The 13,453-nt window shown below is 65.3% G+C and carries 14 protein-coding genes and 2 pseudogenes; 13 read left to right on the top strand and 3 right to left on the bottom strand.

Annotation, left to right across the window (positions count from 1 at the left end):
* Positions 1–23 precede the first annotated feature (23 nt).
* Both ppsA and ACSQ9A_RS37145 read left to right on the top strand, forming a co-directional pair.
* Positions 24–2,468 (top strand): phosphoenolpyruvate synthase, encoded by a 2,445-nt coding sequence (ppsA, locus tag ACSQ9A_RS37150; RefSeq protein WP_436307693.1) that lies wholly within the window; start codon positions 24–26, stop codon positions 2,466–2,468.
* The gene (locus ACSQ9A_RS37145; protein WP_436307692.1) at positions 2,465–2,857 is read left to right on the top strand and encodes a CBS domain-containing protein; all 393 of its coding nucleotides are present in this window, start codon (positions 2,465–2,467) and stop codon (positions 2,855–2,857) included. The genes ppsA and ACSQ9A_RS37145 overlap by 4 nt, the downstream gene beginning before the upstream one ends.
* A 21-nt stretch (positions 2,858–2,878) precedes the next feature.
* On the opposite strand, the gene ACSQ9A_RS37140 is transcribed toward ACSQ9A_RS37145, so the two are convergent.
* Positions 2,879–4,447 carry a phospholipase D family protein gene (locus ACSQ9A_RS37140; protein ID WP_436307691.1) on the bottom strand — a complete coding sequence of 523 codons (1,569 nt, stop codon included), beginning with the start codon at positions 4,445–4,447 and terminating at the stop codon, positions 2,879–2,881.
* Positions 4,448–4,686: 239 nt separating this feature from the next.
* Between ACSQ9A_RS37140 and ACSQ9A_RS37135 the strand changes: the two genes are divergently transcribed.
* Positions 4,687–5,427, top strand: a complete 741-nt coding sequence (locus ACSQ9A_RS37135; protein WP_436307690.1) for a hypothetical protein — start codon at positions 4,687–4,689, stop codon at positions 5,425–5,427.
* Positions 5,428–5,795: 368 nt separating this feature from the next.
* A complete protein-coding gene (locus tag ACSQ9A_RS37130; RefSeq protein WP_436307689.1) occupies positions 5,796–6,449 on the top strand; it encodes a BON domain-containing protein in 654 nt (217 codons plus the stop codon).
* Here the strand turns inward: ACSQ9A_RS37130 and ACSQ9A_RS37125 are convergent.
* The gene (locus tag ACSQ9A_RS37125) at positions 6,417–6,743 is read right to left on the bottom strand and encodes a hypothetical protein (protein WP_436307688.1); all 327 of its coding nucleotides are present in this window, start codon (positions 6,741–6,743) and stop codon (positions 6,417–6,419) included. The genes ACSQ9A_RS37130 and ACSQ9A_RS37125 overlap by 33 nt on opposite strands.
* A 212-nt stretch (positions 6,744–6,955) precedes the next feature.
* The gene (locus tag ACSQ9A_RS37120; protein WP_436307687.1) at positions 6,956–7,105 is read right to left on the bottom strand and encodes a hypothetical protein; all 150 of its coding nucleotides are present in this window, start codon (positions 7,103–7,105) and stop codon (positions 6,956–6,958) included.
* A 232-nt stretch (positions 7,106–7,337) separates the two neighbouring features.
* Between ACSQ9A_RS37120 and ACSQ9A_RS37115 the strand changes: the two genes are divergently transcribed.
* The 9 genes and pseudogenes from ACSQ9A_RS37115 (at position 7,338) to polX (ending at position 13,329) form a co-directional block, all read left to right on the top strand.
* Positions 7,338–7,568: a BON domain-containing protein gene (locus ACSQ9A_RS37115; RefSeq protein WP_436307686.1), complete on the top strand. Its 231-nt coding sequence runs from the start codon at positions 7,338–7,340 to the stop codon at positions 7,566–7,568.
* 20 nt (positions 7,569–7,588) lie between these two features.
* Complete coding sequence (locus tag ACSQ9A_RS37110) at positions 7,589–7,948, top strand: hypothetical protein (protein ID WP_436307685.1); 360 nt, start codon at positions 7,589–7,591, stop codon at positions 7,946–7,948.
* Positions 7,945–9,573, top strand: coding sequence for a chaperonin GroEL (groL, locus tag ACSQ9A_RS37105; protein WP_436307684.1), 1,629 nt, complete (start codon positions 7,945–7,947; stop codon positions 9,571–9,573). Before ACSQ9A_RS37110 ends, groL begins: the two co-directional genes overlap by 4 nt.
* A gap of 43 nt (positions 9,574–9,616) precedes the next feature.
* Positions 9,617–9,802, top strand: coding sequence for a hypothetical protein (locus tag ACSQ9A_RS37100; protein WP_436307683.1), 186 nt, complete (start codon positions 9,617–9,619; stop codon positions 9,800–9,802).
* A gap of 190 nt (positions 9,803–9,992) precedes the next feature.
* Positions 9,993–10,052: pseudogene (locus ACSQ9A_RS37095) on the top strand (hypothetical protein); the annotation flags it as partial.
* Between the two features lie 8 nt (positions 10,053–10,060).
* A pseudogene (locus ACSQ9A_RS37090) lies at positions 10,061–10,357 on the top strand (host attachment protein); the annotation flags it as partial.
* Positions 10,358–10,676: 319 nt separating this feature from the next.
* Complete coding sequence (locus ACSQ9A_RS37085) at positions 10,677–11,099, top strand: hypothetical protein (RefSeq protein ID WP_436307682.1); 423 nt, start codon at positions 10,677–10,679, stop codon at positions 11,097–11,099.
* 209 nt (positions 11,100–11,308) lie between these two features.
* Complete coding sequence (locus tag ACSQ9A_RS37080) at positions 11,309–11,539, top strand: hypothetical protein (protein ID WP_436307681.1); 231 nt, start codon at positions 11,309–11,311, stop codon at positions 11,537–11,539.
* Entirely contained in the window at positions 11,524–13,329 is a 1,806-nt protein-coding gene (polX, locus tag ACSQ9A_RS37075) for a DNA polymerase/3'-5' exonuclease PolX (protein WP_436307680.1), read from the top strand. Before ACSQ9A_RS37080 ends, polX begins: the two co-directional genes overlap by 16 nt.
* Positions 13,330–13,453 lie beyond the last annotated feature (124 nt).

Raw genomic sequence — 13,453 nt, 5'->3', positions numbered from 1 at the left:
GGCCGAGGCACTAGGAGACACTCATGAACCCGCAATCGACCTATATCCGCTGGTTCTCTGAACTCGGCGCGGATGACGTCGCGACCGTGGGCGGCAAGAACGCGTCACTCGGCGAGATGTACCGCGCACTGACCCAACTCGGTGTCCGCGTGCCCAACGGGTTCGCGATCACAGCCGATGCCTATCGCCTTACCTTGGAACTCGCCGGTGCGTTGCCGCGCCTGAGAGCGGCGTTGGCCGGTCTGGACGTCAAGGACGTCGATGACCTCGCGCGGCGCGCGCGGGACGCACGCGAAATCATCTATGCCGCCGCCCTCCCCGAAGAGTTGACGGCCGAGATCCGCGCAGCGTATGCGCGACTGCGAACAGAATACGGCGCCGATATGACGGTAGCGGTACGTAGCTCAGCTACGGCGGAAGACCTCCCGACTGCGAGCTTCGCCGGGCAGCATGAGACCTTTCTGAACATCTCCGGCGAAGCCCGGCTGTTGGACTCCGTACGCCTTTGCTTTGCCAGTCTTTTCAAGGACCGCGCCATCGCCTACCGTGTCGACAACGGATTCGACCATTTCCAGATCCTCCAGTCGGTGTGCGTGATGCAGATGGTGCGTTCCGACCGCGCCGCCAGCGGCGTCATGTTCACGCTCGACACCGACAGCGGATTTCGCGACGTCGTCTTCATCACCGGCGCCTACGGACTGGGCGAGAACGTCGTCCAGGGCACCGTGGATCCCGACGAGTTCTACGTCTTCAAGCCGACCCTGAAACTGGGCCACCGCGCCGTACTTAGGCGCAAACTGGGTAGCAAGGAAGTTCGGCTGGTGTATTCGAAGGGTGCCGGTCGGGAGACGACCTGCAATGTGCCGACGCCGCCGGAAAACCGGGCCCGATACTGCATCGACGACGCCGACGTGCTGGCGCTGGCTGACGCAGCCGTGGCAATTGAAGACCACTACAGCCGCCATGCGGGCCGACCGACGCCAATGGACATCGAATGGGCCAAGGATGGCGTCGATGGGCGCATCTACATCGTGCAGGCCCGGCCCGAGACGGTCGCCTCCCGCAAGCCGCCGCACCGCGTCGACGAGTATCGCATCCATGCGCCGGCCCGGCCGCTGCTCACCGGCCGGGCCGTAGGCTCTACGATCGCGGTGGGCAAGGCTCGCGTGATCGCCGATGTCATGGCGCTCGGCCAGTTCCGGCCCGGCGAGGTGTTGGTGGCCGACACCACGATGCCCGACTGGGGCACAGTGATGAAGATCGCGGCTGCGGTCGTCACCAACCGAGGCGGCCGCACCTGCCATGCGGCCATCGTAGCCCGCGAGCTGGGCATTCCCGCGGTCGTCGGCTGCGACGATGCCACGGTGAGGATCCGTAGCGGCGACGAAGTCACCGTGTCTTGCGCCGAGGGTGCCGAGGGTCGCGTCTACGCAGGCGCGCTGCCATTCGAGAAAATCGGCGTCGATCTGTCGACGCTCGCACGACCGCAGACTCACCTGATGGTCAATTTGGGCAATCCCGACAGCGCCTTCCAGACGGCGCTGCTGCCCAACGACGGCGTGGGGCTGGTGCGCATGGAGTTCATCGTCGCCGAACACATCAAGGTCCACCCGATGGCGCTGGTGCATCCCGAGAAGGTGGACGATCCCGCGGTGCGCGCCGAGATCGCGCGCTTGACGCAGTCTTTCGAGCGGCCGGCCGACTACTTCGTGCGCGAGTTGTCGGAAGGCGTCGGCATGATCGCAGCGGCTTTCTATCCGAAACCTGTGATCGTCCGCATGTCCGACTTCAAGACCAACGAATACGCCAGCCTGGTCGGCGGCTCCGGGTTCGAGCCGAAAGAGGAGAACCCGATGATCGGCTTTCGTGGTGCCTCGCGCTACACGCACCCGGCCTATGCGGAAGGCTTCGCGCTCGAATGCGCCGCCATGAAGCGGGTGCGAGAAGAAATGGGACTGGCGAATGTGAAGCTGATGATCCCGTTTTGCCGGCGCACTCAGGAAGCTGAGCGCGTGCTTGACGCGATGGCCGCTTACGGCTTGCAGCGCGGTGAGGGCGGCCTCCAGATCTACGTCATGTGCGAGATTCCGAACAACGTGATCCAGATCGACGCTTTCGCCAAGCTGTTCGATGGCTTCTCGATCGGCTCCAACGACCTGACACAACTCGTGCTGGGCGTCGACCGCGACTCACGCATCGTGGCCTTCGACTTCGACGAACGCGACGAAGGCGTCAAGGCCATGATCCGCCAGACCATCGAAGGCGCGCGACGCAACGGCCGCCACGTCGGTATCTGCGGCCAGGCGCCTTCGGACTACCCGGAAGTGGCCGCGTACCTGGTGGAGCTCGGCATCGACGCTATGAGCGTGACGCCAGACACGCTGCTCAAGATCACGCGCGACGTCCTCGCCGTCGAACAGCAGCTGGGGCGCTCACCGCGCCGGCAACCAGAAGGAGCAACATCATGAGTCGACCCATCACTTCCCTGATGCAGCGTCCGGTGTGCAGTGTCAGCATGGAAGATAGCGTGGCACAGGTGGAAGCCGTGCTTGCCAGCAAGCACCTGTCGTGGGTGCCGGTCCTGGAGCCGGCACGAGGTGAAGTCGTCGGTGTCATCAGCGCCTCGGATCTTGTCGGATTCCATGCGCAAGGACGAGACGCGGCCGCGACGCGCGCCTGGCAGATGTGTTCCTACAAGCCGATCGTCGTCGATTCGCAGACCCCGGTCGCCACAGTAGCGGCGCTCATGGTGGAGCGCGGAATTCATCACGTCATCGTGATCGACGGCAATGGGATCGCCGGCGTGGTGTCGTCGCTGGATTTTGTCCGAATCTTTGGTTGCGGCGACAGCGCTTGAAAGCCGGGTCAACAGCAGCGCTCAAAGCATTTCCTCCGGGGCGAACCGTCCCAACAAGCCGGCGATGAACCGGCGCCACCCGCCGGCCAGCGGCTCGCTGCGATAGCGCACCGGCTTGTCGTCCGAGATGCCATGCCAGACAAGCTGCACGGCGCCGTTGTGGTCGGGCTCTGCAAGCCCGACCCGGTATGCGAGGCCGGGTGCGGTCGCCTCCGCAAACAGGGTTTCGAGTTGTCGGCCCAACGCGTCGCTCTCGATCAAGGCTGCGATTTCGGTGTTGGCAGACCGCGAACGGGGATCCAGGTTCATGGACCCGATCAGCACCCACCGTTGATCGACAACGACGGCTTTGGCATGCAGGCTGGCGCCGGACGACAAGCCGGGGCGCGCATTGCCGGGCGAGGCCAGGGCCGGACGAAACTCGTGCAATTCGACCCCGCATTCGAGCAATCGAGGCCGGTAGCGCGCGTAGCCTGCGTGCACCAGCGGAACATCGGTCGACGCCAGGGAATTGGTGAGCACCCTGACCCGCACGGCCTTGCGCGTGAGCGCGCAAAGAACCGCGACACCTCGATCGCTCGGTACGAAATACGGGGTAATCAGGAGCACCTCCCGACGCGCCGCCTCGATGATCGGGCGCATGCCAGCGGCAATATGGCCACCGCCCGTGGGGCCAACCTTCGACTTGGTGGGCGTATCGTAGAGGGCGGTCCCAGGTGCCGCGACCAGCGCCAGCTTGCCATCTCGCAACTCGCGCCAGAAGTCCATCGCGCGCAAGCGTCGCGCATAGTCCGTCTCGCGAAAGCGCTCTGCTTGCACCGCCATCTCGGCGAAGCGCCGCTGCGCCTGCCCGGCCTCAGGCGGACCGCCCAGGAATGCGGCGATCGGTATGGCCGATGCGCTGTTCCAGTAGTCGTCGAAGCTGTGCGAAACCTGCGCGACGATGGGCCCTGCCGCGAGCACATCGAGGTCCGCGAAATCGCTCGTCCCGCGCAGGTTGAAGTAAACGTCGCCCAGGTTCCGCCCGCCGAGCACCACGGCCGCGTTGTCGGCGATCCATAGCTTGTTATGCATGCGGCGGTTCAGGCGCGCGCCGTCGCCGAGGAAGTCCAGCCACTGCAGCACGCCAGGAGGACCGCGGCGCGGGAAGGGGTTGAACACGCGCACCTGTACATTGGGGTGGGTCGCCAACGTGGCAAGGTCGAAATCGCGACCGGCCGCATACAAGTCATCCAATAGCAGGCGCACGCGCACGCCACGTTGGGCTGCGCGCAGCGTCCGGTAGATCAGCGCCGTAGCCGTGGCATCCTGCTCAATGACGTAGTACTGCAGATCCAGCGACTGCTGCGCCGCGTCCGCCAGCGCCGCGCGCGCCGCAAAAGCCTCCTCGCCGGACACGAGCAATCGAAAGCCCGAATCCCGAGGCGTCGCCGAGAGCTGGCCGGCAAAGGTGCGGCCCAGAAATGTCTGTTCCGGATGGTCGATTGCATGGGATTCGGGCCGCGGCACCTCGATCGGCACCGTTGCGCAGCCGCTCAAAAACGCGGCAGCCACGAGGGCGATCATCAGGCCTGCGTGCAGGCGCTTCATTGCAGCATCCATGGACCGAATGTTTCCACCGCGGGGCGCGTCGCGTCTTGCGCGACCTCAAGGCAATTGAAGCCCGACCACCAACCAGTCGAGGCTAACGAGCTCAAGCGGGCCCAACTGACGCGCTGGATCGAACTCGACAGTCGCGGCGCCAGCGCCTCGCCCAGCAACCTGCGGGCGGCGAACGGTGGCGCAGGAATAGCTTGTCTTGCGTTTCGGCGCGTGGCTGGCTGCGCGCCTTGAAGCGCATCACGCATCACATGGCGATACCGATCTCGCCATTGCCGGTGCGATGTCGGACCTTCTTGCGCTGCCGCAACACACCATCGTTCTTCAGGCCGGATGCTTGGCACACCAACCTCCGGAGAGATCTCATGAGATCGAGAAAGCTGCTGGCCTTCCTGGCGATCGCAGTCAGCGCAACGTCTTTCGCCGCCGACGACACTCCGCCAGGCCGGCTGAGCCCACCGCAAAGCACCGCCCAGAAGACGAGGGACGCTGCAAGCAAGGCGGCGCGCGAGGCCGAGAGCGCAGCAAACAAAGCGGTCGAACAGGCGAAGTCCGCGGTCGAGAAGAGCGAAGCGACCGCCGGCAGGATTTCCAAGGCCGCGGCGGAGGCGATTCAGCGCGCAACCCGGAAGGTGGCGCAGGCGGCCACACGGTTCGAGGAGAAAGCGAGGAGCTCGGCGACCATGGCGGTCGACGGGAGCCGCGAAGCCGCGCGTTTGGCCGAAGAGGAGGGCAAGAAGGCTGCGTCCGCTGCCAAGGATGCCTTGGACAAGGCCGATGAAGCGGCGAAGCGCGCGCTGGGGTCAAGCAAGGAGGAAGCCGAGAAAGCCGCGCTGGCCACCCGCGATGCGCTGAAGAAAGCGGAGGAAGCCACGCGCACCGCTGCGCGCGCCGCCAAGGATGCGGCCACCAGGACGGCCGAAGCCTCCAGACGCAAGGATCGCCCGCCGGAGGACACGAGTAAGAAGTGACCCCTGTGGCCCCCGATGTCGGTCGCGTCCTGCTCGGCCGCTCCCTGGATGCCGTGCCGCTGAAGCCTCATCTCGGAACGAGCAGCCAGGCCTCGTCTTGCGGCTCGTCGCATCGTCGGAAGAACACGAGCTTCGCGCCAGCCGCCCTGGTCAGCAGCAGCTGTGCCGCGCGTCGCCACCGCCGATTCGCACGATCCGTCCCACGACCAGCACGCGACGACCGGCCTGCGGCATCCCTGCGGTACGACCATCACAGCGCCAAGATCCTTGATCCAGCGCAACGCGACGTTTGCGGCGAACTCCTAAAGTGACACTCCAGTATCGCCTAGTGTCATGGCTGCCCCGAATGATTCAATGGAAGGATTCTCATGAAATCCGATGCTCAACTCAGAAGCGACGTCCAGGCCGAGCTCGACTGGGACCCCGCGATCAAGACCGCCACTGTGGGCGTGATCGTCCAGGATGGCGTGGTGACCTTGACCGGCCACCTTAGCAGCCATGCCGAGAAGTACGCCGCCGAGCGCGCTGCCCAGCGCGTCAGGGGCGTGAAGGCGCTGGCGGTCGAGATCACCGTCAAGCTGCCGGCCGGCAACGAGCGAACCGACGCCGAGATCGCTCTGACGGTAGAACGAGCGCTTGAATGGAACGTGCTCGTGCCCGACGGAGAGGTCAAGCCGATGGTCGAAGGAGGCTGGGTCACCCTCACCGGCGAGCTCGAATGGGAATACCAGAGCCGGGCCGCAGAAAAAGCGGTGCGCAACCTGATGGGCGTCACGGGCGTTTCCAACATGATCAAGATCACGCCGCAGCTTCGCCCCTCCGATGTGGAGAAGAAGCTGCGCGAGGCGCTAGCGCGCCAGGCGAATCGCGAAGCCGATCAGATCCAGATCGCAGTGAACGGCTCGCAGGTCAGCCTGCGCGGCAAGGTTCATTCATGGGCCGAACTCAACGCCGCCCAGATCGCCGCGTGGTCTGCGCCCGGCGTCTCCTCAGTCGTGAACGACCTGGTGGTGCAGGACTGAACCGTGTCCCGAACTGAAGGTGCCGTGCAGCACTCGAATCCTGTGGATCGAGGCAATGCCCGGGCTGTCAGCATGCAGGGCGGCGTGGGTTTCGGCGCCGGACAAGCCGATCACGGCGGCGCCGGCTCCGCCCAGCTCGGAACTCGGATGCTCAGCCGCAGTGAATGCTTGGCCGCCTTGTCCAGGATCGACGACGACATGGAAGCTGCGCTCGAACAGGCGCGCAGGCGACACACCGGCCAATGCCTGGCAGCGCCGCGCGAGATCCTGGCACCGTTCGATCTGGGCCGGCACGAGGTCCGCATCAGTTAGCGCATGGATTCAACACACGTGTGTGTCCACATCCGGGAAGGCGGTCAACCCGCCGGACAGCCGGAAAAGCGCGGACGGCGTTCTGCTGGACGTGCTGCAGGAGATCGATGAGTTCCTGCAAGCGCACGATCAATGGGTCCGGCGCCTCGATGGGGCTGTCCTCAATCCCTGAACGGAGGCGGATGGGAGCAAATTCACTGCAAACTGGTCCAGTCGGCGCGTGAAGCGGCGCAGACACCGCTGATCAGCCGGGCGGAAAAGAAGGTCCATTCCGCCCGGCGCATGGACGCTCGGGCAATCGAGGTTGCCTTCATTTCCACGGCGTCGGAGACGACGTCATCCACTCCCCTCCGAGAAGGAGCCCTCTCTGGCACCCTCGGCCGCTGGCTTTACTTCGCCTACCGGCGCGGCCACCACTACCGTCGGATCCCATGCGCATTTTTTCCCGATCCGGCGCAGATCCGGGCCCCCATGAGGTTCCAACGACGCAGCAGCTACATGGCTTGATACACCGCAAACAGGCCACCCCGAGCAGCGCCTAGAGTGGTAAATCCGTCAAGACTCGAAAGGACCGCCATGAATCCCGATATGGAACTGCGACACGAAGTCTTCGCAGCATTGAACTGGGATCCGGCAGTCAGCGGTGCCGATATCGATGTGCGTGTCGAGAGCGGCGTGGTCACGCTGACCGGCCAGCTGCCCAGTCCTGCGATGCGACATGCCGTCGAATGCGCAGTGCGACGAGTGCAGGGCGTTAAGTCCCTAGTGAACGAACTGACCGTGCGCTCCGTACCCGAGAAGTCCTGAGGCGATGCAGGCCGACAGTGATGCAGGCCCATGAACTCTCGCGACGCCGCCTTTTCTTCCTTGAACGCGGTTGCATGCCGGTCTTCCACCAAGCACGGTCGACGATCGATCTAACGTTCGCATCGGCGCCGGCCGCATCGCACCGGCAACCGCACCGGCAACTTCGATCGACGCCTCGTGCCATCAATTGCGCCGCGCAACGCAATGTAGACGTCTTCGTCGAGCACCCGGCTGATGGTCAACTCATGGCCCGACATCGCGAGCTCGATGCGCGCCACGCGATCGTCGCGATGCTTGCGCCCGATCAAATCGGCGCCGCATCGAGCGCCTTACTGTTCGCAACGGCATACGCCTTTGACAACGGAGATCGGCAGACATGACAGCCAAACAGCTTCTCTTCCGCGAAGAAGCACGCGACAAGATCCGGCGCGGCGTGGACACCCTCGCAGATGCGGTGAAGGTGACCCTCGGCCCCCGGGGTCGCACCGTGATCCTCGACAGCGAGTACGGAGTGCCCCAGATCGTCAACTCCGGCGTCGTGGTCGCCAAGGCGATCGAGCTGGAAGATCGCTTCGAGAATATGGGCGCGCAACTGCTGCGCGAGGTCGCGGCACGTACGAGCGAAATGGCCGGTGACGGCACCACCACCGCCACCGTGCTGGCACACGCGATGATCCAGGAAGGCCTGAAGTACCTCGCCGCTGGCATGAATCCAATGGATCTGAAGCGCGGTATCGACCTCGCGGTCGACACCGTCGTGCGTGAGCTGAAGACGATCGCCCAGCCGTGTGCGACCTCGCAGGAGATCGCCCACGTGGCGAGCATCTCGGCCAACAATGACCGCTCGATCGGCGACCTGATCGCCCATGCGATGGACAAGGTGGGCCGAGAGGGCGCCGTGTCGATCGAGGACGGCTCGGGGCTCGTCAGCGAGTTGGAGATCGTCGAAGGCCTGCAGTTCGACCGCGGCTACCTTTCGCCCTACTTCATCAACGACACCGAGAAACAGGCGGCGGTTCTGGAGAATGCGCTGATCGTGCTGTGCGACCAGAGGCTCTCGGCCATCAACGATCTGGTGCCGCTGCTGGAAGCCGCGGCGAAGTCGGGAGCCCCACTGCTGGTGATCGCCGAGGACGTGGAGGCCGACGCATTGGCCGCGCTGGTCATCAACAGCGTGCGCGGTGTCGTGAAGACCTGTGCCGTGAAGGCGCCCGGCTTCGGCGACCGCCGCAAGGCCATGCTGCAGGACATCGGCATTCTGACTGGGGGGCAGGTCATCTCGAGCGAACTAGGGCTGACCCTTGCCAAGGCAACGCTTGACAATCTGGGCCGCGCACGCCGCGTGGTGATCGACAAGGACAGCACGACGATCATCGGCGGGGCGGGCGACGCGCAAGTCATACGCGACCGTGTTTCCGCGATTCGCAAGGAACGCGAGACGCAAACCAGCGACTACGAGAGAAAGCAGCTGGACGAGCGCCTCGCCAAGTTGTCGGGCGGCGTGGCACTCATCAAGGTTGGCGCAGCCACGGAGACCGAGCTGAAGGAACGCAAGCTGCGCGTGGAGGCCGCGCTGCATGCCACCCGCGCCGCGATCGAGGAAGGCATCGTTCCCGGTGGCGGTGTTGCGCTGTTGCGCGCGCGGCGCGCGCTGGCAGATCTTTCAGCGCCCAATCTGGACCAGGCCTCGGGCATCAAGATCGTGCAGCGCGCGCTCGAGGAGCCGCTGCGCCGCATCGTGAGCAACGCGGCCGACGAGCCCTCCATCGTGCTGGCCAAGGTCGACGAATCCGCCCAGCGCAGCTTCGGCTACAACGCCGCGACACGCGAATACGGTGACATGCTGGAGATGGGCGTCATCGACCCCTCCAAGGTGACGCGCCTCGCACTTCAGAACGCAGCCTCGATCGCCAGCCTGGTGCTGACCACCGACTGCATGGTCGCCAACGCGCCGAAGAAGGCAACAGGCGGATTGCGCGCGGCCGACGAGCCCGGCATGTACTGAAGAAGCCGCGTTACCCCCTCCCCGGTCGATGCAGGAATAGGGCATGCCCTGGGCTTTCGACAAATGCCCAGCGGCCATGCGCGGGCTTCCCCCGTCAGTGCGGCAGAAGGCGGTCGAGGTCGCGAACGCCTTGTTGGACGAAGGTTGCGACGACGGCAAGGCCATCCGCATCGGGATCGCCAAGGCCAAGGAGTGGGCTCGCCATCATGAGGTCGCGGATCGGCGATGAGTGCGCTGCTGATCGATCTCCTCATACCCATCTCTAGCAGCGCAAGTCTCCCCAAGGGACGTCCATGAGGCCGCGTCGCCTAGGAACTTGATGTTGGCGCAAGCTTGCGAATCCTTGCGCTGGCGCAACGACTCCGGCGGCGAAGCTGCGCATCTTCCGTCGCGATTCAGCCGTCGGCCCCTTGGTCCCCGTGGAGACCATGAACCATCAGGAAAGCCGGCTGCGAGGCAGCGAACTGGCGGCGGACCGCGCCGGCCGCGAAGCGGCCGACAACAGTCACGCGCGAACCGCTTCGAGCCGCGCAGCGATGCGCGCCGAAAGAAGCACCAGCGCTTCGCAAAAGACATTGCCCGCCGGTGGGACAAGGGCCTCGCGGCCAACGAATTCGACTCGCTCCTGCTCTTCGCCTCGGAACCCTTCCTGGGTGAACTGAGGGCACAGCTGGGTGAAGCGGTCGAGAGACACCTCAAGCTCCCATTCAGCAACGACCTCACCTCGTTGCGCCTGGCCGAGATCGAAGCGCGGTTGCAAGCCGCCTGGGTGGCCAACAGGTGAGCGGGTGAGGACAATGAGTTCGCTCAAGTCGATCTTCGTTCGTCTCGATGGCGCACTTTGCGCCGATGCCCGACGAAACCCAGCCAACACCCGTACAGCTTCTTCCCTACCTGCGCTTGCATGGCATCAAGCACGGCCGGTTGCACCCCTCGGCTCGGGGACAGCCATGCCGGCTAGGAGCTGCTGTCGGGAGATGCCTGCGACCTGGCCCAGGCGTCTTGCGGTTGTCATAGCGCGTTGTTGATCCAACGCAAGCACCTGCGGCGCTCCCCTTTCCAGAATGGCAGCACATACGCTACTCGGAACAGGTACTTCGCCCATGAACACGCGCACATCCGCCTGCCTCGTCGCCGCGATGCTCGTCGCCCTGCAGGGCGCTTCGGGACCGTCCATCGCCGTATCGCCCGTACTGGTGCCCGGCGCCCATGCCAGCGGAGGCATCAGCTACGAGGGCCGGCAGGAGATGCAGGCGACGCAGGACTTGTACAACGTGCGGCTGACTTTTGCCGAGGCCCAGACCGGCGCCTACGTTGCAGGCGTCACCGTCTCGGTCGAGGCCGCCGACCGGAGTGCTTCATACGGTCCCTTTGCGGACTGCGGCCCGCTGTTCTTCGTGGCGCTGAGTCCCGGTGTCTACCGCGTCAGTGCAAGCTACGCCGGCCTCACGCGCATGAAAACCACCCGCGTCGGCAGAGGAGTGACGCAAGCGACCCTCTATTGGCCCGCCGCGAACGAGCTGTGAACAGGCACCCGCCGGCACGCCACCTCCCAACATTTCACCAAGGAGACACACATGAACTTCGGCTTAATCTGCACGTGCCGCCGAGTCCAAGTGCCCGCCGCCGCCGCCGCCGAAGCCGCTGCCGTTGCGCGTTCCCGCCATCGGGACCGCGGGCTGGAACACCGTGATGGCGTGATGGCCAGATCCTGCTCGACAGGCTGGAAGTCCTCATGAAGATCACCATCCATACCTCGGCAAAGAGAGCCTGCGAGGTGCAGGTCGGCACGACACACCACCCCTACGTGGGGCCCTTTCCCAAAGTCGGACAGACCATCGTGATCCCCGAGGACGCCAAGGTCGAACAAGAGGCCAAGGGCAAGGCGAAGATCACCAAGATCCTCTGGCACTACAACCCTGGGTCCAGCGCGCTCTGGCCCGAGATCGTGTGCAAGATATCGTAGTCAACGCTGACGTGGCTGCGGTCTTCGACGAGATCGCCGATCTCCTCGAGGTGCAGGGCGCCAACGGCTTTCGCGTGCGCGCCTATCGCAATGCGGCGCAGATGCTGGGTGAGATCGGTCGAAGCGTCCAATCCATCGTGGAACGCGGCGAGGACCTCGATGCGCTGCCGGGCATCGGCCCCGATCTTGCGGCCAAGATTGGCGAGATCGTCGGCACGGGAAGTTGTGCCTTGCTGGAGCAGCTGCGCGCACAGCTGCCGCCGGCCATCACCGAACTGCTGAGGATTCCGGGGATCGGCCCCAAGCGCGCACGCGCGCTGCACCAGGCGCTTGGGATCCGCTCGCTCCAGGACCTGCACCGCGCCGCCAAGGAAGGCCGCCTGCGCACCGTGCATGGCTTCGGCCCCAAGACGCAGCAGCTGGTCCTGGAGGCCACGGTGGCCCGCCTGCTGGCGCCACGCCGCTTCAAGCTGCCGCTGGCCGTGCAAGTGAGCGACGCATTGCTCGCGGATCTCGCTGCGGCGCCAGGCGTGCTGCAGGCGCAGGCCGCCGGCAGCCTGCGGCGGCTGCGCGAGACTGTAGGCGACCTCGACCTGGTGGTGGCGGTCGAGCACAGCAGCGCTGTGATGGAGCGCTTCACCGCCGCCGCCGAGGTGCGCAGCGTGCTCGCCAAGGGCGGCACTCGCGCCAGCATCGTGCTCGCCAACGGGTTGCAGGTCGACCTACGCGCGGTGCCTCCGGCGAGCTTCGGTGCCGCACTGCTGTACTTCACGGGCTCAAAGGCGCACAACATCGCGCTGCGGCAGTGCGCGCGCGGCGCGGGACTCAAGCTCAACGAGTATGGCCTCTTCCGAGGTGATCGGTGTATCGCGGGCGAAACCGAGGCCTCGGTATACCGCGCGTTAGGGCTGCCCTTCATCGAACCCGAACTACGCGAGGACCGCGGAGAGATCGATGCCGCGCTGGCCCAGCGTCTGCCTGTGCTTGTGCAGCGGGTCGATCTGCGCGGCGACCTGCACGCGCACACGTGCGCGAGTGACGGCCGCGACACCCTCGAGGCCATGGCCGAGGCGGCGCGCGCGAGCGGCTTGCACTATCTGGCGATCACCGACCACTCGCCGCGCCTCGCACTCGTGCACGGCCTCGATGCCGGCCGGCTTGCGCAACAGATCGATCGCATCGACGAACTCAACGCCAGGCTCGACGGCTTCGTGCTCCTCAAGGGCATCGAGGTAGACATTCTCGAGGACGGCAAGCTCGACCTCCCCGATGACATCCTGCGGCGACTGGACCTCGTGGTGGGCGCCATCCACCATCGTTTCGATCTGCCGCGCCAGAGGCAGACTGACCGGCTTTTGCGCGCCATGGATCATCCGTGCTTCAGCATCCTGGCTCATCCCACGGGGCGACTGATTGATGAGAGGCCGGGCTGCGACATCGATCTTTCACGCGTAATCCGCAAGGCCCGCGAGCGTGGCTGTTTCCTGGAACTCAACGCGCATCCCGCCCGGCTCGACCTGAACGACGTCGCCTGCCGGATGACCAAGGACGAAGGTGTGTTGGTCAGCATCGCCTCCGATGCGCACAGCACGCTCGAGCTCGACAACCTCCGCTACGGCATCGGCCAGGCGCGCCGTGGCTGGCTGGAGCCGCGCGACGTGCTGAATACCCTCAGCCTCGACGCGGTGTGTCCGCTGTTGGCTGCGACCATGGGCCGCACGAGCTGCGAACGAACCGTGGCCGCCCGGCTGCCCGCGCCACAGATCGAGCACGCCGCGGGTGGCGCTTGACATTCATTCGCCCGTGAGAATCACCACGCCATCGAAACCCCTCGGCATCCGATCCGCGGTGCTGCGGCCCGCGGTTCATGCGCTGGGCTGGAACTCGCTACCACTGCGCACAACTGGGTCGGCT

The sequence above is a fragment of the Variovorax sp. LjRoot290 genome, assembly GCF_964253985.1.
GTDB lineage: Bacteria > Pseudomonadota > Gammaproteobacteria > Burkholderiales > Burkholderiaceae_C > Variovorax.
The sequence above is the reverse complement of the archived record's forward strand: the minus strand, read 5'-3'. Positions and strand labels throughout refer to the sequence as shown.

Coding starts and splice junctions, on each gene's coding strand:
- ppsA (WP_436307693.1), top strand. CDS start 24: ATGAACCCGCAATCGACCTATATCCGCTGGTTCTCTGAACTCGGCGCG.
- ACSQ9A_RS37145 (WP_436307692.1), top strand. CDS start 2,465: ATGAGTCGACCCATCACTTCCCTGATGCAGCGTCCGGTGTGCAGTGTC.
- ACSQ9A_RS37140 (WP_436307691.1), bottom strand. CDS start 4,447: ATGAAGCGCCTGCACGCAGGCCTGATGATCGCCCTCGTGGCTGCCGCG.
- ACSQ9A_RS37130 (WP_436307689.1), top strand. CDS start 5,796: ATGAAATCCGATGCTCAACTCAGAAGCGACGTCCAGGCCGAGCTCGAC.
- ACSQ9A_RS37115 (WP_436307686.1), top strand. CDS start 7,338: ATGAATCCCGATATGGAACTGCGACACGAAGTCTTCGCAGCATTGAAC.
- ACSQ9A_RS37110 (WP_436307685.1), top strand. CDS start 7,589: ATGCAGGCCCATGAACTCTCGCGACGCCGCCTTTTCTTCCTTGAACGC.
- groL (WP_436307684.1), top strand. CDS start 7,945: ATGACAGCCAAACAGCTTCTCTTCCGCGAAGAAGCACGCGACAAGATC.
- ACSQ9A_RS37100 (WP_436307683.1), top strand. CDS start 9,617: ATGCCCTGGGCTTTCGACAAATGCCCAGCGGCCATGCGCGGGCTTCCC.
- ACSQ9A_RS37085 (WP_436307682.1), top strand. CDS start 10,677: ATGAACACGCGCACATCCGCCTGCCTCGTCGCCGCGATGCTCGTCGCC.
- ACSQ9A_RS37080 (WP_436307681.1), top strand. CDS start 11,309: ATGAAGATCACCATCCATACCTCGGCAAAGAGAGCCTGCGAGGTGCAG.